The organism is Metabacillus litoralis (assembly GCF_007994985.1).
In the GTDB taxonomy this organism is placed as follows: Bacteria; Bacillota; Bacilli; order Bacillales; family Bacillaceae; genus Metabacillus; species Metabacillus litoralis.
This window is the reverse complement of sequence record NZ_VOQF01000007.1, coordinates 347824-368358: the sequence shown is the minus strand read 5'-3', so window position 1 is coordinate 368358 and position 20535 is coordinate 347824. Positions and strand designations below refer to the sequence as shown.

Here is a 20535-nt window from a genome sequence, read left to right as displayed (position 1 = left end):
TTAATATAATAAATTTATATGACTCCTATTCTGAATACTATGACAATTAATTTGTTTTTCTTGAATATTTTTATGAATCTTTTTTTCTATTGTTATCGTATAAAGAAAGAAGGAGTGAAAATGGATGAATATGTTAACTGTTAAAATAAATGAAGCAGGATATGAAGAAAAACAATCAATTATAAAGGACATTGACTTTTCTTTATCAAGTGGTGAGTTGATTGGAATTATCGGACCAAATGGTGCTGGGAAAAGCACAACGATTAAAACAATATTAGGAGTTTTAGAATATGTTAATGGTGAAGTTATGTGGAAAAAAGGAAGTGTATATGCATATATCCCTGAAAAGCCGATATTTTATGAACATTTAACATTGTGGGAGCATTTAGATTTATTAGCATCCATTAATGGAATTGACGATACAACGCTTATCCAAAGAAGCAGTGAATTTCTTGAAGCTTTTAAAATGGAAAAAGTGAAGCATGAAATGCCAGCAACTTTTTCAAAGGGAATGCAGCAAAAAGTAATGATCATACAAGCCCTTTTACTAAAGCCTGATGTTTATATAATTGATGAACCATTTATTGGCTTAGATCCTAGTGCGATTAAAAGGTTTTTAGAAATAATGGAGCAAGAAAGAAAAAGAGGAGCAAGCATATTAATGTCTACACATGTTCTTGATACGGCTGAGAGGATTTGTGATCGCTTTATCCTCATTTCAGATGGAACAGTTGTAGCAGAGGGAACTTTAGATAAAATACAGCTAGCAAGTGGAGTACCTGATTCATCTCTTCTAGACTGTTTCCACATCATAGCTGAAGGAAGATCTTAGAGATGAATGGAAAACAATTGTGGATAAAACGTGCAAAGCTAGATTTGCGTTATCAATCTAACATTCTTCTATCTGTTTTTGATTGGACTATTATAGTTTATCTGCTTATTCCTTCTCTTGTATTTGGAGGTATTGCTTATCATTCCTTTTGGTACTCACTTCCAATATGGTTAAGTAATGTTCCGATATTCGTTTATTTCTTAGGCTGTTATCTATTATCATGGCAAGGATTAATTCGTACATATATGGATGAAGCGGATCAGCTATATTTAATACAACACACCTCGAAAATGGTGGAGCTAAGATATATAAGTGCCCTATATTCTATTTGTATAATCTTATTTAAATGGCTGTGTATTTACTTGCTTTTGTTACCACTAACAAATCATTTTGATACATTAAAATTAAGTCATTATGTTCAGCTTATTATTTATTTCTTTAGCTTAAATATGTTAATCATGACCTATAAACAAGCCATATATCATTTAAGTACTCTTAAGAAAGTGTTTATAGATATTTTCTCGCTTTTGCTATTAGCATGTGTTTCTTATTTCGCTGTGCGATCACAATTAAATAACATGAATTTCCCTATAGTAGTATCTGTTCTATTTCTTTTCTTATCTCTTTGGCAAATAAAGGTTTATCAAGGTCAATATAAAACTTTTTATACTGATGTAGAAAAGGAGCAAGAGAATAAAGGGAAGTTAATCAGATTTTTGTTTGCGGTAAATCCTGAAATAAACGTACCAAGGGTAAAAAAGCTTAAAAAGAAATCATGGCTATTATGGCGTAATTCTACAAGGATTTTTAGTGACCGTAATCCTGTAAATGGTGTTACGGAGCTTTTTATCAAGGAGTTTTTACGAGGAAAATCAAATGTAATTAATTATCTGCAGCTTATTTCCATTACATGTACGATGGTTTTATTAACACCAATATGGTTAAAATGGCTTACTTTTATAGCCTTTTGGTTTTTCTTTAAAGAATGGCTTATTTTACTATTTAAAGAAATAATCAAGCAAAATCCATATTTATCTAAAGATTATGGTAAGGAGGACTATGTGTTTCTTTCACAAAAGAAATGTGAAAAATTAATTGTGCTACCTGCTATTTTATTTGTTTTATTCTTAACCATTCTTTCAACAGTATTTTCATTTCTGATATAGCAACCATATTGATTGTAAAAGATGGTGAAGGTACAGCTTAGTTCTAAAGAGAATAATTCAAAATAACTTGAAAAGACCATATTCATTTTGAATAGTGTTTCATCTTGTGGTACTCTTTTGCATATATATAAATAGATATAAGTGGCTAACGGAGGGAATTGTTTTTGATTATATTAAAAAGTAAACGTGAAATAGATTTAATGCACAAAGCTGGGCAGCTATTAGCAAAGTGTCATAAAGAGATAGCTAAAATGATAAAGCCTGGTGTTACAACGCTAGAGATTGATAAATTTGTTGATGAGTATTTAGCTCAACATGGTGCTACTCCTGAACAAAAAGGATATAAAGGTTATGAATATGCAACTTGTGCATCAATTAATGATGAAATTTGCCATGGATTCCCAAGAAATACACCACTGCAGAACGGCGATATTGTGACAATTGATATGGTTGTTAACTTAAATGGCGCACTAGCAGATTCAGCTTGGTCATATGCTGTTGGTGAGGTTTCTGATGAAGCAACTCGTCTTTTGCATATTACAGAGGAAGCATTGAATCGTGCTGTTGCTCAATCAGTTATTGGTAATCGAATCGGAGACATCGGCTATGCAATTCAATCGTATGTTGAAGGTGAAGGGGTGTCTGTCGTAAGAGATTTTACCGGTCATGGTATTGGCAGAACGATTCATGAAGCACCAACGATCCTTCATTATGGTGAACAAAATAAAGGGGTTCGTTTAAAAGAAGGTATGGTTATTACAATTGAGCCAATGGTCAATTTGGGCGCATGGCAATCAAAAATGGATGATAACAAATGGACGGCTAGAACAATTGATGGCAAGCTATCAGCTCAATATGAACATACGATTGCCATTACAAAAGAAGGACCACTTATTTTAACAAAACAATAACATTAGAAAAGGCTGTAATCTAAATTCAGTTAAGCTGAAAGAAATAAGTTCGTTCCATTGCGCTGCAGACACTCGCTTTCCTCAATTCTAAGTAGGTGCCCGAGTGTCTTCCGCTCCATTCCACTAGTTCTTAGAAATTAGTATGCAAAATCAAAGAATCTATTGATGACAGCCAATAACAACAAATAAAAACCCGAATTATTAGGCGATTGATTAATTGTAATATCACCTAATAATTCGGGTTTATCATTTGCTTAAATACTTATGTCCCAGCCTCTTTTGTTTAATATTTGTGAATTTCTATATCTAGTAATTAATGTCCACCAATAAATGCTAGTTGTATGAAAAATAGTACAGCGAAAAGATAAACAAATGGATGAACTTCTTTCCATTTTCCTTTTGCAATTTTCATCAAAGGATATGAGATAAATCCTAAAGCAATACCTGTTGCAATACTTGAAGTGAGGGGCATACTTAAAACTACTAGAAATGCTGGAAATGCTTCATCTAGTTCTTTCCAATTAATTTCAGAAATAGCACCCATCATTAAACTTCCTACAATAATAAGTGCAGGAGCAGTAATAGCTGATATGCCAGAAACTGCACCAATTAAAGGACTAAATAATAAAGTAAAACCAAATAATATGGCAACTGTAAGTGTAGTTAACCCTGTTCTTCCGCCTGCTGCAACTCCTGCTGACGATTCAATGTATGCACTCGTTGGACTTGTTCCAAACATAGCTCCAACAGTGGTAGCTGCAGAATCAGCTAATAGAGCAGTACGTGCTTTAGGAAGCTCATTGCCTCTCATTAAACCTGCTTGTTGAGCTACACCAATCATTGTACCTGTTGTATCAAATATAGTAACTAATAAGAAAGAAAACACAACGGCATATAAGCCATGTGAAATAACATCACCAATTGCAGTGAATGGATTTGCTACAATTAAGCCTTCTGGTAAGCTCGGTAAAGCGAAGAACCCTTGTGTAAAAACAAGTTGCCCGGTGAAAAAAGCAATTAACGCTGTGATCACCATACCGATAAAAAGAGCACCATGAACATTTAAGCTCATTAATACTAATGTTACTGCAAGTCCAATTAAAGCTAGTACAACTGATGGAGAATGAAGATCACCTAATGCAACTAAGTTGTTAGGATCAGATGTTACAATACCAGTTAAGCGGAGGCCAATAAATGCAATGAAAAGTCCAATTCCTGCTGTGATACCATGCTTTAAATTACTGGGAATGGCTTCTATTAATTTTTTACGAAATGGTGTTAAAGATAAAATAACAAATAAAATACCAGCAATAAATACTGCTGAAAATGCTGTAGCATAAGTAATATTTTCATTTGCCCCTACTACGGAATAAGCAAAATATGCATTTAAACCCATTCCAGGAGCGATCGCAATGGGATAGTTTGCTGATAAAGCCATCCAGAGAGTACCAATAATTGTTGCAATAATTGTAGCTGTAAATACTTGATCAAATGGTACTCCAGCATCAGCCAGAATAATCGGATTAACGACAACAATATAAACCATTGTTAAGAAGGTCGTAATTCCCGCTATGATTTCAGTACGAGCATTTGTGTTGTTTTCTGCTAATTTGAACATGTGAACCCCCTGTGTTTTTACGAACATTGATGAAAACCTTTATAATAATATTCGTTTTTAGGCGTTTTTGCAAGTGGTTTTTTAAAATTAGAGGTGTAAAAGTATATTTTTTTATTTTTCTTTCATATTAATTTTATGTAGTATTGAGAGTAGAAATAGTTTCTCTCTTTTATCTACTGTAAGTGTCTGGTATGTTAGTAAAGGACTGAAAGATTTGTACTACTAGGAGGTATACATAATGAATTGGAATCAAGAAGTAGAAATAAGAAAAGAAGACTTAATAAAAGACACACAATCATTTTTAAAAATAAAAAGTGTTTTAGATGAAGACTCAATAAGTGATGGTGCACCATTTGGAAGAGGAATAAATGAGGCTTTTACACATTTATTGCAATTAGGTGAAAAAGAAGGATTTCAAACAAAAAACCTTAATGGATATGCTGGTCATATTGAATTACAGGGAAGTGGGGAAGAAATTGTTGGCGTACTTTGCCACGTGGATGTTGTTCCAGAAGGTGATGGGTGGACAAGTGATCCTTACGGGGCAGAGATAAGAGATGGTAAAATCTTTGCTAGAGGAGCAATGGACGATAAGGGACCAACTATTGCTGCATTTTATGCAATGAAGATCGTAAAAGAGCTTGGTTTACCTCTTACAAAGAATGTAAGAATGATTATAGGTACTGATGAGGAAAGTGATTGGCGTTGTGTTGAGCATTATTTTAAACATGAAAAAATGCCTGAACTTGGATTTGCACCAGATGCAGATTTTCCAATTATCTTTGCGGAAAAGGGGATTATAGATCTAACGTTAAAACAAGAATCTATTAATAACATTGGTACTAGTGATAGTGATTATGTTCTTAAGTCATTTAAATCAGGAAGAAGATTTAATATGGTTCCTGATTTAGCGAAAGCAGTAATTAAGAACTGTGATGAATTCAACTCTATCAAGGGTGCTTTTCAAACATATATTGAAAAAGAGAATGTTAAAGGTCACTGTGAAAGTAATAACGATGTTTTGCATCTAGAAATTGAAGGTGTTTCTGCACATGCTATGGAACCAAATAATGGTGTAAATGCTGGATTATTGCTAGCTGCATTTTTATCGCAGTATGAATTAGATTCAAAAGGTAGCCATTATATTAAAACAATAGTGGACAATTTTTCTAATGATACACGAGGTGAAAAATTGAACCTTGCCATTGTAGATGAAATAAGTGGTGAATTAACTGTTAATGCAGGAGTTATGTCTTATCAGGAAAATCAGTTAGGCACAATTGGAGTAAATATCCGTTATCCTGTAACAGGTGACTCAGATCGAATAAATGAAGGTTTTTCGAAGGTGAAAGGCTTCAAAGTAGATGCATTTTCAGACTCGAAGCCACATCATGTAGAGGAAAGCAATCCATTAATTCAAACACTGAAAAAGGTTTATGAAGAACAAACAGGTGAAAAAGCTGAATTAATCGCTATTGGTGGCGGAACATATGCAAGATCATTAGAAGCAGGTGTTGCATTTGGTCCGTTGTTTCCCGGAAGACCAGATGTTGCTCACCAAAAGGATGAATATATCATAGTAGAAGATCTGTTAAAAGCAACAGCAATCTATGCACAAGCTATTTATGAGCTTGCAAAATAAAAACAGTATTGTTAGTGAAAATGTGGTAGGATAAATATGGAATTTAATAAAGGTAACTCAAAAGAACTCTTCTCTTTAAAAATCTTCTACTTAAAGTAGGTTATTTGGAGAAAGTTTTTTGAGTGTACCTTTTCTTTTTGTTTTTTGGCTATGTTACAGCTTAATGTTGAATGTTAGCACTTTGTTAATTGATGCAAATGCATGTAACGGAAATCAACATTAATGTTTTAACAATGCCTATCTTTTAAAAAGCTATTTTAGAAAGAAGGAACATCATGGGTTATTCATTACCACAGCAAGAAGCTAGAGCTATTAATACGAATTTTTATTTGTATTACTTTTTTATCTTTTTTGGCTTTGGTTCTCTTTTTCCACTATTATCAGTTTACTTAAACGATGTGATTGGTTTAACAGGAAGTCAGATTGGAACAATTATGTCTTTAAGCCCTGTTATTATGATTCTAGTTCAGCCTCTTTGGGGTGTATTAAGTGATATGACTCAGCGGCCAACTTATTTGCTAACCATTGCGTTAATTTTCACTGCAATTTTTGGCTTGATTTATTCATATGTCGCTAGTTATTCATGGATTATCATTATTGCTATTCTCCTAGCGATAACACAAAGTGCTCTTATTCCTTTATCAGATAGTATTGCCATGAACTATGTTCAAAAAACGAAGGCTCAATATGGTTCTATACGCCTTTGGGGAGCAGTAGGGTTTGCTGTATCCGTTTTAATTGTTGGTTGGATTTCAGATTTAACTAATTTGTCTATTATTTTTTATGGTTTCTCTATCACATTAGTCATTGCGTGTGTATTTGCTTGGAGATTGCCGAAAGAAAATCAATCAATGAAGATTAGTATAAAAGATGGCTTAAAAGAGCTTTCAAATGTACCAAAGTATTTTATTTTTCTGTTTGTCACATTTTTAGTATTAGGACCTATATTAGCTAACAATATCTATTTTGGTATATTAATTTCAGAAGTTGGTGGAGGATTAACTGGAATTGGTATTGCTTTTCTCCTTGCTGCTGGAAGTGAAGCGCCCTTTATGAAAGTAGCCGGAAGAATGATTGCTAAGTTAGGTATCATTAGAATCATTATTTTAGCAACGATTGTTTCAGCACTTCGATGGTTTTTATATTTTATTGAACCACCTTTATATGTTATTTATCTTTCAACTATTGCCCAAGGATTTTCCGTAGGCTTATTCATACCTGGTGCTATTCAGTATGTAAAGGATATAGCTCCGAAAAAAGTAGGTGCAACAGCTATTTCACTATATTCAGCTATTGGAAATGGGTTAGGAAATTGGTTTTGTACATTTGTAGGAGGGTTAATAATGGAAGGTTATACCGTCATGCATGTGTATTTATTTTTTGGCTGCTTGTCAACATTAGCTATTCCTGTGTTAGTTTGGTTTCAGTATAGTAAAAAAACATAAGATTTTTTCTCTTTGGTTTCAGTGCATCCAAAGAATACATCTAAATGTAAAAGGAGAGAAATTATATTTTCTCTCCTTAAGTGTGGAAACTTATTTCCTACTCAAATGCAAATACATCACTCGATAAATAACGTTCACCTGTGTCACATACGATGCAGACAACAACATCATTTGGTGTTAGACGCTTCGCTACCTCAATTGCAGCATAACATGCAGCACCTGATGATGGACCAACTAATAGACCTTCCTCACGCGCTAGTTTTCTTGTTATATCATATGCTTGCTCATCTTCTATTTTGAAAATTTCATCATAGACATTTTGGTTTAAAATCGATGGAATAAAGCCTGGACTTGTCCCAACTAACTTATGCATTCCAGGTTTACCACCTGATAGAACTGGTGATCCAGCTGGTTCTACAACATGAACAGATAAATCTTTATAGTGCTCTTTTAAAGCTTCACCTGTACCAGTAATAGTCCCTCCTGTCCCAGCGGTTGCAATAAAGGCTGAAAGAGGTTTTCCTATCTCATCCATTGCATCAATGATTTCTTTAGCTGTTGTCAAACGGTGTGCATCAGGATTTGCACTGTTGTCAAATTGCATTGGCATAAATGCATTTGGTATTTCCTTCGTTAACTGCTCTGCTTTTTTTATTGAACCTGGCATCTTTTCATCACCAGGTGTTAACACAACTTCAGCTCCATATGCCTTTAAAAGATTAATTCGCTCTAAAGTCATAGTATCTGGCATAACGAGTATCGCTTTATATCCACGTGCAGCTGCATTCATCGCAATCCCAATTCCAGTATTTCCACTTGTTGGTTCAATAATCGTTGAATTTGGCTTTAATAAACCTTGTTTCTCAGCTTCTATAATCATATTATAAGCAGCACGATCTTTTACACTTCCACTAGGATTGAAAAATTCTAATTTTAAGTAGATGGCTGCACCTTCTTTTGGATTAATTCGATTTAATTTAACTAAAGGTGTATTTCCAATTAATTCTGCAACATTATTTACAACTTTCATACCTTCACATCCCTTTTTATTTCTTGCTCTTAAACCTTTTGTTGATTTCTGCTAAACGCTAAAAATCAATCTACAGGTTATCATAAGCCATTTCTTTATTAAATACTTTTGTAACCAGTCTTATTAAAGTATTTCTATATAATGTTGAACCTATCAATAAAATTATATTATACCAAAACATAATTTCATATAAAAATACTAGGATTAGCCATTAGTTATGTGTTTATTTGTAGTATCATTAGAATCTATTTCTTATACTTTTAATACACAGGTAGGTGGGATAAAATATAGTAATAAATAGCGGTAATTGTTAACGGTTGATTTTAAATCTAGAAAGCACCATTTTAAAATCTAGTGGTGGATACGTATCGGTAACATTATGATGTCTTTTAACAACAAAAGCCTTAAGAAAAGGGGTTTAGTTTATGCAAAAACAAAATAACACTCATTTTTTTATTGCAGTTCCAATAGATGAGTACAATAAAGAAATCATAAACAAATGGATTTTGATTAATAAAGAAAATTTACCATTCAAATCATGGGTTCATCCAGAGGACTACCATATTACATTAGCATTTTTAGGACATGTAGAAGAAACAGAAAAGCTGGAGAAACTAAAGTTAATCTTACACGAAACTACTTCAGTTTATTCACCTTTCCAGATGCATATAAAAGGAATTGATACATTTGGAAAAAAGGAACACCCTAGAATTTTATGGATTTCTTTAGAAGAATCTGAAGCTTTAGCTGATTTGCAGCAAAAAGTATATAATGTTTGTAAAGATATTGGAATTCATCTTGATTCAAAACCATTTCGCCCACATATTACAATTGCACGAAAATGGATATCGGAAGATAACTTCATTAAACCGATAGATCATGAAGAGCATTTTAAAAAAGATACAAATTCCTTATATGTTGAACAAATAAACCTCTATCAAACACATCTCAATAGAGCACCAAAGTATGAAGTTAAAGACAATTTCCCTTTTCTAAACAAGGAGAAAAGGGAATGAATATATTTAAAATTTCATTTCAAGTTATTCTGCTGTATGGAATCTATCTAATAGGTGTATTTATTCAAAATGTAAGCCAAATTCCTGTGCCAGGAAGTATTATAGGAATGCTATTTCTATTTACTGCACTGCACTTTAAATTTATAAAAAGAAAATGGTTTTCACTGGGAGGCGCTTTTTTACTAAAGCATTTACCTTTATTATTTATCCCAGCGACTGTAGGGGTTATTGATTATCTTGAGCTATTTAAGGGAAAAGGCTTATTAACAATAGCTATTGCCTTTATAAGTACTTTTATTGTGATGGCTGCGTCTTCTTTAATTAGTGATTTTATTTTAACTAAAGGTGAAGAAAAGAAAAAGGATAGAGGACTGTCAGTATGAAGATCATTGTTGGTATTTTCTTTATTATTATGACCATTTCTTTATATGCGTTAATGAAAAAAGTGTATGTTCACTTTAAATACCCGATTCTTGTCCCAATTTTTACGGCCAGCTTTATTGCAGTTTGTTTTTTACTTGTTTTAAAAATACCTTATACAAGTTATATGTACGGTGGAAAGTGGATTGATGGACTTTTGGGTCCAGCGGTTGTAGCTTTAGCTATTCCATTATATGATCATCGGAAGCTGATAAAAAGTAATGTAGTCAGTATCTTTATTAGTGTATTTATAGGATCGTTCATTGGAGTGATAAGTGGAGTCATATTGAGTTTGATAGTTGGCGTTAATAAGGAGTTATTGTACTCAATTGCGCCTAAGTCTGTGACTACTCCCATTGCGATGGAAATAAGTGAATTACTTGGTGGTACGCCAGCTATGGCTGCTGTTTACGTTATGGTAGCTGGTATTTCGGGAGCTATGATTGGTCCTTATGTATTAAAAACGCTGAAAATAAAGAATTCCATCTCAAGAGGAATTGGATTTGGTACTGCTTCACATGGTATAGGAACAGCAAGAGCGCTTGAAATAGGAAGTGTAGAAGGGGCGGTCAGTTCTATTGCATTAACTATAAGTGCAATTTTCACTAGCATTTTATGTCCTGTTATTTTATCTTTCATCAACTAAAAAAAATCACAACTATATTTATGAGTAACGCTCTTTTCTGAAAGGTTGTTGCAACCTGAACTTATTATTTCTTCTGTAAGGTTAAAAAAGGGCTTGTAACCTTCATTATTGAAATAAAAGAAGATTACAAAACAGCCTAATTAGATTATTTATTGTTTTATAGAACCTGAGGAGTTGAAAATCGATTGGCACAATTAATTAAGCTATATGATTATATTTCACGATATGAAATTGATGCTTATCGCTATCCAAGTCAATTTATCCGTTTGAAAAGACATCAATGGGATAAGGTATCAAAAGCATGGGAAAACAATATGTTTCACACAGTAATGAAAGTTAGTGAAATCCAAATAGAGCAAGAAGAAGAAAAACAAACATTTCTACAAAAAGTGAAAAATCGGTTTTCAAAAGATGAGGTAGAGATAGAAAAGCAAGAAATAAAGCCACTAGTTAATGAAACAGCTCTAGATGACGAAGAATTGCAGTTTCAGTTTACAACAATCCCAAAAACAGTGGATGATTTGAAACATTTATTTTTAGATTATATCTTTCGGTTTCAAATAAGATGGGCAAGCTCAACAATAAGAGAAAAATCTTCTGTTGATAAAGCAATTTATAGAGATAAATTACTTCCTTATTTCATAAAACGCCTTCCTGATCAGTTTTTATTACTATATCGGCCAATTTTCAAGTTGAAAAATGCACCTGTAGAATTAGAAATTATACTTATTGGTACTTCAGAAATATATTGTCTGTCATTTGTTGAGCAACTAGATGAAGCTATTTTTACAGGTTCAAAGGAGAAGTTTTGGAGTGTGAGGAAAGGTGAAAATGAAAAGAAGTTTTTAAACCCGCTCATTAGCCTAAATCGGACGGGTACAGTTGTAACAAAACTTCTTTCTTCACAAGGCGTAGATCTTCCTGTAAAAAAATTAATTATTAGTCGAAATGGATATATAGATTATCCGTTTGCTCCTTTCGATATTACTATATTAGATAAACGCACATATGAAAGCTGGTTTCAAAGACTACGACAATCTTCTGCACCACTTAAACATGCTCAGTTAAAAGCAGCACAGGTGTTATTGTCTCATTGTCTAACAAATTCCTACTATCGATCAGAATGGGATGAATCTAATTGATTCCTCGAGGAGGGGCATTTTGTAAGGCTCTTACGTTAGAGCCTTGACAACCCTTATATAAAGAAAAGAGCTTCTATAAAACTAGAACATAATAGGTTAACATACATAAAATAATATGGATAATGGAGCCATAACATGAATGGATTATTTTTTATTATTAATATAAAAGCTGGTCATGGTAAATCATTGAAGACATGGAGAAAGGTGAAAAAAGAGCTTGAGAAGAATAAAGTTTCTTATCGCTCCTTTTATACTGAATATGCAGGACATGCAGAGGTTCTTGTTAGACAAATTGCAGCTATCCAAAACTATCGATTAAAAACCATTATTGGTATTGGTGGGGATGGAACCATCAATGAAATAATTAATGGTTTAACTCCAGTAAATAAAATTCAAATAGGTTTTATTTATGCAGGAAGTGGAAAGGATTCTTCTAGAGGAACGAAACTCCCGAGTAATTCAATTAAGGCAGTTAAATATTTAAGACAACAATTTACAAAGCCATTAGCATCTATGGACCTTGGAGATTTTCATTTAGAAAGAAAAGGTTCAAGCAGAACATTTATTAATCGTCTCGGGATTGGATTAAATGCTGAACTAGTTGATACAAAAGCCAAAACCATAACAAACACAAATAAATCTTTTTTAATAAAGCGGATTAAGTTTATGACAAGCTTAATTAAGGTACTATTGAATTATCAACCTTTTACCATACACATGACAATAGATGGAGAGCTAATTAGTTACGAAAATGTATGGTTTATTACCATTTCAAATCGTCCTAATACACAATGGAATATGCTTCTTTCACCTAATGCTAATTCAAATGATGGATATATAGATGTAGCTGTTGTAAGTGATATTAATAGATATCAACTTTTTTTTCTTTTATTGACACCAATTTTCAGTAAGAAGTTAAAGGGAAAAGCTGTGAAGGAGATCATTTGTCAAGAAGTAGCTGCACGTTCTGAAGGGAATATTCTGTTACATGCCGATGGTGATGTTGTAGGGGAGTGCCCAGTAAAAATATCTGTAAAAAAGTCACATGCTTCAATTATTATTTAGGGACGTTATAGTATATTTTTAATTTAGTAGGCTTTGGTAAAACTAAAGGTGTAGGTTGAGTTAATGCATGTGAGCTGAAACAATAAAAATTAACCAAACCAAAATTAAAGAGCGTTTCAATCCACTTTTCATCTAATTAAGCTATATAGAGCTCTATTTTTCATAAATAAAAACTCTCGTCTGGAGGGCATAACATGTTAAGTATAAATAGGTCATTTGAAGCGTTCTTAGATACGATGGATGAAATAACGATTCTTATCCCAATCGATCACGATTGTGAAGATAAGACCTTCTATCTTAAGTTAGAGGATTATAGTGAAGCATTATTAATTAAAGAAAAAGTATTTATAGAAAGCTATATAAAATATATATGCAAGCCAGACTGCGATATTGAGTTTGGTAAAACATACATTATTGTTGATGGTGACGGATGCGAAACAGATCTGCAAATAGGAGCTGTTATTCGTTTAAATGAATTTGACAATATGTTTGCTTATGAGGGTCAGGATCTAGGTGTTACCTATTTCAATGAGAAAATAATGTGTAAAGTATGGGCTCCCACTGCAACACAAGTAAAACTTAGGCTTTATGATCAAAACATTAACGAGTATGGAACATATGAGATGGTAAGATGTGAAAAAGGAACCTGGTCGATCACTCTTGAAGGTGATTACGAAAAAAGCTATTATACGTTTCTTACCTGTATAAATTTAATGTGGAATGAAGTCATTGATCCTTATGCAAAAGCTGTATCAATAAATGGATTATATGGTGTAATTATTAATAAAGAAAAAACAGCTACTCAAAAAATAAGTACCCCTCTCCTCAAAAATAAAACAGACGCAATTATTTATGAAGCTCACATAAGAGATTTTTCAATTCATCCTGATAGTGGAATAGTGAATAAAGGACAATACGACGGCTGGTTAGAAACAGAAACACACAATAGTTTAGGTGATTCAACAGGTCTATCCTATTTGTCAGAGCTAGGTGTTACTCATATTGAGTTATTACCGATAAATGATTATGAAGAAGTAGATGAAACAAATCCACTAGATTCGTATAACTGGGGTTATAATCCTCTACACTTTTTTGCACCAGAAGGCAGCTATTCACAAAATCCAAAAGATCCTTATAAACGAATTATCGAGGTTAAAAGGCTCATCCAAAAGCTTCACGAATATGGTTTTAAAGTTATTATAGACGTTGTATACAATCATGTTTATTCCAAGGAAAATTCATCTTTTGAGAAGCTACTACCAGGATATTACTTTAGACATGATGAAAATGGATTTGCTTCAAATGGAACAGGCGTAGGAAATGATCTTGCTTCAGAACGAAGCATGGTAAGAAAGTTTATTCTTGATTGTGCCCAATATTGGTTAGAAGAATATGATGTCGATGGCTTTCGTTTTGATTTGATGGGGATTATGGATATTGAGACAATGAAAGAGTTGCAGAGTAGAATTTTATCGATAAAAAAAGATGCATTTTTACTAGGAGAAGGCTGGGATTTAAATACACCATTAGCAGGTGATAAGAAAGCAACGATTGACAATGCGAATACAATTCCTGAAATTAGCTTTTTCAATGATCAATTCAGAGATGTAATAAAAGGCAGTACATTTAGTGTGGATGATTGTGGATTTGTTTACACGAATTTAGAAAAATATGAACAAATGAAAAATATAATAAGTGGGTCTGCAAATATGTTTTTAGATCCTCATCAGTCAATAAATTACGTTGAATCACATGATAACCATACAATGTGGGATCGTTTCCAGTTGTACGCGCCTGACGAGGATAACAAGCTACGAGAAGCAAGACATCGATTAGCAACTAGTATCGTGCTTCTTTCGCAAGGAGTTCCTTTTATCCATGCAGCACAAGAATTCTTTAGAACAAAACAAGGTGTTGAAAATAGCTATAACTCATCAGACGATATAAATATGATCAATTGGAAAGAGCGTTCTATCCATAAAGAAAATATTGAATATGTTAAAGAGTTAATACAGTTGAGAAAGCTTCATGGAGCTTTCCGTTTACCATCTTCTTCTTTAATCAAAGAGCATTTATTATTTGATGATCAGAAGCCGGAATTAATTTGTTACCTTTTAAAAGATGTAAAAACACTAGGTCCATGGAATTTCTTGTATGTTGTTCACAATAACCATCCAAATGCTTCTTATTCAATAGAGCTTCCTTTTGTAGAAGGATGGAAAGAAATAGTTAATCCTCATAAGGTAGTAATAAATGATCCATCACCAGTAAATAATCAGGTGGATATACGAGATTTAGGAACGTATGTTTTCTGTAAAAAGTAGGATTTCGACTTTTACTTGACGACCGTCATAATTAGGAGATAAAATTTAATATGATAGCTATAGTGTACGTTCTATAATCACTATCAGCTATCTTTTTTATTTTTTGCTCTGTTAAACTTATTCGGTTGATTTTAGCTCCTTTAACAGTAAAGGCAAGATTATGATGAACTGTAACATATTCTTATTTATCAGCAAAAATAATTTAAAACAATGTAAGGCTTATCAAAGCTTTTAATAGAATGTTGTTGTACTTTTTATTAAAGAAAGTTACTATAAATTTTATGCTGAATTTGCGGATGTATTTTAAAGTCAATATATATAAATTGGTAAGTAATATGAATAAGTTTTTTTACTTGATGTTTTAGAGTCTAGTTCAAGCGTCTTATGTGACTGTGAAATATAGAGTATTTATTAATTCTTGTGGTTGGAATAAAGATGCTTGTGCTTTTCAAATACTTATATGAAATGTTGGGTTGAAATTGAAGGTGAACTGGTTGGAAGAAGTATTAGGTAGCGAGTGGAAAATCACACCTGCTGGTGGTGCAACAGGTGATGCATATTTTGCAACAAAAGATGAACAGCAGCTTTTTCTAAAGCGTAACAGTTCTCCGTTTTTAGCTGTGCTTTCGGCAGAAGGTATTGTTCCAAAATTAATGTGGACGAAGCGGATGGAAAATGGAGATGTTATTACAGCCCAACATCGTCTTATTGGGAGAGAATTAAAAGCAGTAGATATGCATGGTCAGCATGTTGCTGAGCTTCTTCGTAAAATACATCGCTCTAAAGAGTTATTAGATATGTTAAGAAGATTAGGAAAGCAACCGCTAACTCCTAACTCCATAATTGAAGATATACAGCAAGCGGTTGTTTTTGAGAAAATCGAAACCCCAGAAATTAGGGATGCGATTGATTTATTAATTGAGCAGCTTCCAGATGTACAATGTAATGACCAGGTTGTTTGTCATTGTGATGTTAATCATAATAATTGGTTAATATCTGAGGATAATCAGCTTTACCTAATCGATTGGGATGGAGCAATGATTGCTGACCCGGCTATTGATATAGGTATATTATTATATTGGTATATAGATGAAGCAGATTGGGAAGCATGGCTTTCAGCTTACGGATTAGAGCTTAATTTAAACCTGAGAACGAGAATTTATTGGTATGTTCTGTTACAAGCCATAACATCTTTTTTATGGTATCATGCAAAAAATAATAACAAAGAAATGAATAATTGGGTTGAACATATTTCAATCATTATCAATAAGATCAAAAGCAGTTCTCAGGAATAAGTGTTAATATCTTCAACCCATTGAGATAGTTGTTCTTGATGTGATTGGATATGTTGATCTAATTCAGTAGAGTTTTTCCCTGATTGACTATAAGTATAAATATCTTCAAGCATATTTTTCACATTAGGATTTGTGTTAGAGTTTACCATAAGGGATTTGATGACTCTTTCAAGTTGTTCACACTCTGCTACAGTTCCACAGCATTCGCTTTGATGCTCTGATAATATATCTTTTAGTAAATTTACTTGATCATGATATTGAATTGGCAAAATAAACACTCCTTTTCATAAAACATATAACTATAATTTGTCATTACTTGAGTAAAAATATACAGGTATAAATAGATGATATAAAAACTAGGAGGTTGACTTTATAGTCAGCCTCCTAGTTTTTAGCCTGCCTGCAATAAAGTTAGGTAAAATTGCCACAAACTAAAAATTCATTTTACACTTTTTCATACTTGATAACATGTACCATTCATGGTATCTTTTAGAACGATAATAAATCGATAGAGGTGTCTTCATGCGTTTACGTCATAAACCTTGGGCAAATGATTTTATTACAGAACATTCTCAATATGCTATTTCAAATCCAGAGCAATATAAAGGAAAATGGCATGAGATATTCGGTAATCATAACCCAATTCATATTGAAGTTGGTACTGGTAAAGGACAATTTTTAGCGGGTATGTCAAAGCAAAATCCAGACATTAATTATATAGGAATTGAGCTTTTTGACAGTGTTATTGTAGCAGCAGTTCAAAAAGCAGTAGATTTACAACTTGAAAATTTCAAATTGTTAAATGTTAATGCAAAGGATTTATCGGAGTATTTTGATGGAAATGAAATTCATCGAGTATATTTAAATTTTTCAGATCCATGGCCTAAAGTTCGTCATGCAAAAAGACGTCTAACGTATAAGGATTTCTTATCTTTATATGAAAAGATATTAATAAAAGGTGGAGAAATACACTTTAAGACTGATAACCAGGGATTGTTTGAGTATTCTTTAATTAGCTTCTCAGAATACGGTTTACAGCTGAAATATCTAAGTTTAGATCTGCATAATAGTGATTTCGAAGGAAATATTATGACTGAGTATGAAGAAAAGTTCTCAGGAAAAGGTCAAAGAATTTATCGAGTTGAAGCAAAATACATGAATGAAGATATATAAAAGTAAGCTAGAGAAAACAGTGATATTCACTGTTTTTTTGTTGTTAATTTCTGAAATGGAATGATTTCCGTGACCACCCTCATTAAAGATTATTCTCAATAGTTCCTTCAAAGAAATCAAACTTAGAACTAAAAGGTCAATGCTTATGTTGAATTTACATAATGAGACCTAACTTCTCCTTTCCATCATAGAATATAGTTATGATAAGATAATAATGGGAGGGATTTATGTGGAAATACTTCAAATTGGTCAAACAAAAATATCATGGTTAGATGGTGGGGTAACATTTCTTGATGGTGGTGCAATGTTTGGTGTTGTGCCGAAACCGCTATGGTCTAAAAAATATCCGGTCAATGATAAAAATCAAATTGAATTACGAACTGATCCTATGCTTGTGCAAAAAAACGGACTTAATATTTTAATAGAAACAGGTGTTGGTTCTGGAAAGTTTGATGAAAAGCAACTTAGAAATTATGGGGTAAGAGCAGAATCAATGGTTGAAAAATCATTAAAGAAGTTAGGTTTGGAAACAAATGATGTTGATATTATTCTTATGACACATATGCACTTTGACCATGCATGTGGATTAACAAAGTGGGAAAATGATAAGTTAATATCTGTTTTTCCGAATGCAAAAATTATCACCTCTTTTATTGAGTGGGAAGAAATGAGAAATCCGAATATCCGATCACGTAATACATATTGGAAAGAAAATTGGGAAGCAATTCAACATCAAGTTGAAACATTTGAAACTTCGATCAAGGTTATAGAAGGTATTGAAATGCATCATACTGGTGGCCATAGTGATGGTCATAGCGTAGTTATCCTTCAAGATGAGAAAGATACTGTTGTCCATATGGCTGATTTAATGCCAACACATGCACATAAAAACCCTCTGTGGGTTCTAGCTTATGATGATTACCCAATGACATCCATTGAAAATAAACAAAAATGGCTGGAGTTTGGGGAATCCCAAAATGCCTGGTTTATATTTTATCATGATGCATTTTACCGGGCAATAAAATGGGATAAAGAAGGTAATGTTTTGGAAAAGATAGAGCGTATTAGATCTTAAATATAAAGACAAAAGGGATGTAAAGTAAACATCCCCTTTGTTAAAAACTTTTATTATCCTTTATTAATATCGTAATATTTAGTTGGCTAAGAAAAAGACAAGAAGCAACTTTACAACTTTTTACTTAAGCAAATAGTTTTTTTGAATTTTAATGAAGCTGTTCAACGTGTACAATAACTCCAGTGTAGATATCAATATAAGCTTCATATTGCTCAAGTTGATTATCTACAGAGCGAGAAATACCAGCTTTATAAACTTCATATATTAAATGTTCATTAGAGTAGATTTCTGGGATTGTGTAAATCCAAGATCCATCAATTGGTCCTTTTTCTTTAAAGGCTTTTTTTACGATTGCAAGTGCCTTATCAGAAGAGATTTTCGATTGCTCCACTCGTTTTTTTACTAAATATGTACTTGTAATACCAAGTCCTAAGCCTAATAAAAAATATTTACCTTTCATTTTGTCACCCCTTAGTTTCGATCATCGTATAAAATTTATACAGGATTGTGTTTGTGCGTATATTTTTACAGTTTACATTATATCATGTTCAGATAAATCAATTGCATTCCAATGTTAGCAAAGCTAGAAAGTAGTTTATATAAGATCTTACCTAATATACATATTTGAAATGAGGGTTAATATGAATAAAGAAACTTTAGACATGTTTAAAACATTAACTGAATTACCGGGTGCACCGGGTAATGAGCATCAAGTAAGGGATTTTATGAAGCAAGAGCTTGCACAGCTGTCAGATGAAATCATACAGGATAAATTAGGGAGTATATTTGGCGTAAGGAGAGGTAACACAGGAGATCCAAAAATTATGGTAGCAGGACATATGGATGAAGTAGGTTTTATGGTTACTGCGATAACTGATAATGGGATGATACGCTTTCAACCACTTGGTGGCTGGTGGAGCCAGGTTTTATTAGCTCAAAGAGTACAAATTATTACAGATAATGGTCCAGTTATAGGTGTAATTGGCTCAATTCCACCGCATCTGTTAAGCGAAAGTCAACGTTCAAAGCCAATGGAAATAAAAAATATGTTAATTGATATTGGTGCAGACGATAAAGAAAATGCTAGAGAAATAGGAATAAAACCAGGTCAACAAATAGTGCCAGTATGTGATTTTACACCTTTAGCTAATCCGAAGAAGATATTAGCTAAAGCATGGGATAATCGTTATGGCTGTGGGTTAGCAATTGAATTATTAAAGGAATTAAAAGGTGAGACGTTACCACATACTCTCTATTCTGGAGCAACTGTACAAGAAGAGGTAGGTCTACGAGGAGCTCAAACAGCTGCAAATTTAATCAATCCGGATCTGTTTTTTGCATTAGATGCAGGACCTGCTAATGATATGAATGGAGATAAAAAGGAATTTGGCCATTTAGGAAAAGGTGCAGTACTTAGAATTCTAGATAGATCGATGGTAACTCATCGAGGGTTAAGAGAATTTGTCCTTGATTTAGCTAAGACACATAATATTCCATACCAATATTTTGTTTCACAGGGTGGAACAGATGCAGGAAGAGTACATGTTTCAAATCAAGGTGTTCCATCAATAGTGATTGGTGTTACGTCTCGCTATATACATACATCTGGCTCAATTATGCATGTTGAGGATTATGCAGCAGCTAAAGAGCTATTGGTACGTCTTGTAAGATCTTGTGATGCAACAACAGTAAAAACGATCAAGGATAATTCTTAACTGATTTTACTACAAAATAG

19 protein-coding genes are annotated in these 20535 nt (G+C 33.0%); 15 read left to right on the top strand and 4 right to left on the bottom strand.

What is annotated here, in order from left to right; translation table 11 throughout:
* Positions 1 to 124: 124 nt before the first annotated feature.
* From FS935_RS14585 to map, 3 genes are all read left to right on the top strand, one after another.
* Entirely contained in the window at positions 125 to 832 is a 708-nt protein-coding gene (locus FS935_RS14585) for an ABC transporter ATP-binding protein (protein ID WP_146949374.1), read from the top strand.
* A 2-nt stretch (positions 833 to 834) separates the two neighbouring features.
* Positions 835 to 1998: an ABC transporter permease gene (locus FS935_RS14580; protein ID WP_146949373.1), complete on the top strand. Its 1164-nt coding sequence runs from the start codon at positions 835 to 837 to the stop codon at positions 1996 to 1998.
* 164 nt (positions 1999 to 2162) lie between these two features.
* A complete protein-coding gene (gene map, locus FS935_RS14575; protein ID WP_146949372.1) occupies positions 2163 to 2909 on the top strand; it encodes a type I methionyl aminopeptidase in 747 nt (248 codons plus the stop codon).
* A 313-nt stretch (positions 2910 to 3222) separates the two neighbouring features.
* On the opposite strand, the gene FS935_RS14570 is transcribed toward map, so the two are convergent.
* Complete coding sequence (locus FS935_RS14570; protein WP_146949371.1) at positions 3223 to 4527, bottom strand: NCS2 family permease; 1305 nt, start codon at positions 4525 to 4527, stop codon at positions 3223 to 3225.
* Positions 4528 to 4765: 238 nt separating this feature from the next.
* Between FS935_RS14570 and pepV the strand changes: the two genes are divergently transcribed.
* Together pepV and FS935_RS14560 are read left to right on the top strand one after the other, a co-directional pair.
* Positions 4766 to 6169: a dipeptidase PepV gene (gene pepV / locus FS935_RS14565; RefSeq protein ID WP_146949370.1), complete on the top strand. Its 1404-nt coding sequence runs from the start codon at positions 4766 to 4768 to the stop codon at positions 6167 to 6169.
* A 275-nt stretch (positions 6170 to 6444) separates the two neighbouring features.
* A complete protein-coding gene (locus tag FS935_RS14560) occupies positions 6445 to 7614 on the top strand; it encodes an MFS transporter (protein WP_146949369.1) in 1170 nt (389 codons plus the stop codon).
* Between the two features lie 97 nt (positions 7615 to 7711).
* Here the strand turns inward: FS935_RS14560 and cysK are convergent, their stop codons facing one another.
* Positions 7712 to 8644: a cysteine synthase A gene (cysK, locus tag FS935_RS14555; protein ID WP_146949368.1), complete on the bottom strand. Its 933-nt coding sequence runs from the start codon at positions 8642 to 8644 to the stop codon at positions 7712 to 7714.
* Positions 8645 to 9069: 425 nt separating this feature from the next.
* Here cysK and thpR point away from each other — a divergent pair, with 425 nt between their 5' ends.
* The 7 genes from thpR (at position 9070) to FS935_RS14520 (ending at position 16552) form a co-directional block, all read left to right on the top strand.
* The gene (gene thpR / locus FS935_RS14550; RefSeq protein ID WP_146949367.1) at positions 9070 to 9660 is read left to right on the top strand and encodes an RNA 2',3'-cyclic phosphodiesterase; all 591 of its coding nucleotides are present in this window, start codon (positions 9070 to 9072) and stop codon (positions 9658 to 9660) included.
* On the top strand, positions 9657 to 10043 hold the full coding sequence (locus tag FS935_RS14545; protein WP_146949366.1) for a CidA/LrgA family protein: 387 nt from the start codon (positions 9657 to 9659) through the stop codon (positions 10041 to 10043). The genes thpR and FS935_RS14545 overlap by 4 nt, the downstream gene beginning before the upstream one ends.
* Positions 10040 to 10726, top strand: a complete 687-nt coding sequence (locus FS935_RS14540) for an LrgB family protein (RefSeq protein WP_146949365.1) — start codon at positions 10040 to 10042, stop codon at positions 10724 to 10726. The genes FS935_RS14545 and FS935_RS14540 overlap by 4 nt, the downstream gene beginning before the upstream one ends.
* 185 nt (positions 10727 to 10911) lie before the next feature.
* Positions 10912 to 11868, top strand: a complete 957-nt coding sequence (locus tag FS935_RS14535) for an NERD domain-containing protein (RefSeq protein WP_146949364.1) — start codon at positions 10912 to 10914, stop codon at positions 11866 to 11868.
* Positions 11869 to 12003: 135 nt separating this feature from the next.
* Positions 12004 to 12933 carry a diacylglycerol/lipid kinase family protein gene (locus FS935_RS14530; protein ID WP_146949363.1) on the top strand — a complete coding sequence of 310 codons (930 nt, stop codon included), beginning with the start codon at positions 12004 to 12006 and terminating at the stop codon, positions 12931 to 12933.
* Positions 12934 to 13127: 194 nt separating this feature from the next.
* Positions 13128 to 15257, top strand: coding sequence for a type I pullulanase (gene pulA, locus FS935_RS14525; protein WP_146949362.1), 2130 nt, complete (start codon positions 13128 to 13130; stop codon positions 15255 to 15257).
* A gap of 485 nt (positions 15258 to 15742) precedes the next feature.
* Entirely contained in the window at positions 15743 to 16552 is an 810-nt protein-coding gene (locus FS935_RS14520) for a phosphotransferase family protein (RefSeq protein ID WP_146949361.1), read from the top strand.
* Here FS935_RS14520 and FS935_RS14515 read toward each other — a convergent pair.
* Positions 16543 to 16821 carry a YtzH-like family protein gene (locus tag FS935_RS14515; protein WP_146949360.1) on the bottom strand — a complete coding sequence of 93 codons (279 nt, stop codon included), beginning with the start codon at positions 16819 to 16821 and terminating at the stop codon, positions 16543 to 16545. The two genes, FS935_RS14520 and FS935_RS14515, sit on opposite strands and share 10 nt — an antisense overlap.
* A 253-nt stretch (positions 16822 to 17074) precedes the next feature.
* Here FS935_RS14515 and trmB point away from each other — a divergent pair, with 253 nt between their 5' ends.
* Together trmB and FS935_RS14505 are read left to right on the top strand one after the other, a co-directional pair.
* The gene (trmB, locus tag FS935_RS14510) at positions 17075 to 17725 is read left to right on the top strand and encodes a tRNA (guanosine(46)-N7)-methyltransferase TrmB (RefSeq protein WP_146949359.1); all 651 of its coding nucleotides are present in this window, start codon (positions 17075 to 17077) and stop codon (positions 17723 to 17725) included.
* Positions 17726 to 17954: 229 nt separating this feature from the next.
* A complete protein-coding gene (locus FS935_RS14505) occupies positions 17955 to 18800 on the top strand; it encodes a YtnP family quorum-quenching lactonase (protein ID WP_146949358.1) in 846 nt (281 codons plus the stop codon).
* 148 nt (positions 18801 to 18948) lie between these two features.
* On the opposite strand, the gene FS935_RS14500 is transcribed toward FS935_RS14505, so the two are convergent.
* Positions 18949 to 19260, bottom strand: coding sequence for a PepSY domain-containing protein (locus FS935_RS14500; RefSeq protein WP_146949357.1), 312 nt, complete (start codon positions 19258 to 19260; stop codon positions 18949 to 18951).
* A 181-nt stretch (positions 19261 to 19441) separates the two neighbouring features.
* Between FS935_RS14500 and FS935_RS14495 the strand changes: the two genes are divergently transcribed.
* Positions 19442 to 20515 (top strand): M42 family metallopeptidase, encoded by a 1074-nt coding sequence (locus FS935_RS14495; RefSeq protein WP_146949356.1) that lies wholly within the window; start codon positions 19442 to 19444, stop codon positions 20513 to 20515.
* The last annotated feature ends 20 nt before the right edge of the window (positions 20516 to 20535 follow it).

Excerpts from the sequence above, each read along its gene's own strand:
- FS935_RS14540 (WP_146949365.1), top strand. The coding sequence starts at position 10,040 with ATGAAGATCATTGTTGGTATTTTCTTTATTATTATGACCATTTCTTTA.
- FS935_RS14495 (WP_146949356.1), top strand. The coding sequence starts at position 19,442 with ATGAATAAAGAAACTTTAGACATGTTTAAAACATTAACTGAATTACCG.
- FS935_RS14580 (WP_146949373.1), top strand. The coding sequence starts at position 835 with ATGAATGGAAAACAATTGTGGATAAAACGTGCAAAGCTAGATTTGCGT.
- trmB (WP_146949359.1), top strand. The coding sequence starts at position 17,075 with ATGCGTTTACGTCATAAACCTTGGGCAAATGATTTTATTACAGAACAT.
- pepV (WP_146949370.1), top strand. The coding sequence starts at position 4,766 with ATGAATTGGAATCAAGAAGTAGAAATAAGAAAAGAAGACTTAATAAAA.
- thpR (WP_146949367.1), top strand. The coding sequence starts at position 9,070 with ATGCAAAAACAAAATAACACTCATTTTTTTATTGCAGTTCCAATAGAT.
- FS935_RS14585 (WP_146949374.1), top strand. The coding sequence starts at position 125 with ATGAATATGTTAACTGTTAAAATAAATGAAGCAGGATATGAAGAAAAA.
- FS935_RS14560 (WP_146949369.1), top strand. The coding sequence starts at position 6,445 with ATGGGTTATTCATTACCACAGCAAGAAGCTAGAGCTATTAATACGAAT.
- FS935_RS14500 (WP_146949357.1), bottom strand. The coding sequence starts at position 19,260 with ATGAAAGGTAAATATTTTTTATTAGGCTTAGGACTTGGTATTACAAGT.
- FS935_RS14570 (WP_146949371.1), bottom strand. The coding sequence starts at position 4,527 with ATGTTCAAATTAGCAGAAAACAACACAAATGCTCGTACTGAAATCATA.
- FS935_RS14530 (WP_146949363.1), top strand. The coding sequence starts at position 12,004 with ATGAATGGATTATTTTTTATTATTAATATAAAAGCTGGTCATGGTAAA.
- pulA (WP_146949362.1), top strand. The coding sequence starts at position 13,128 with ATGTTAAGTATAAATAGGTCATTTGAAGCGTTCTTAGATACGATGGAT.
- cysK (WP_146949368.1), bottom strand. The coding sequence starts at position 8,644 with ATGAAAGTTGTAAATAATGTTGCAGAATTAATTGGAAATACACCTTTA.
- FS935_RS14545 (WP_146949366.1), top strand. The coding sequence starts at position 9,657 with ATGAATATATTTAAAATTTCATTTCAAGTTATTCTGCTGTATGGAATC.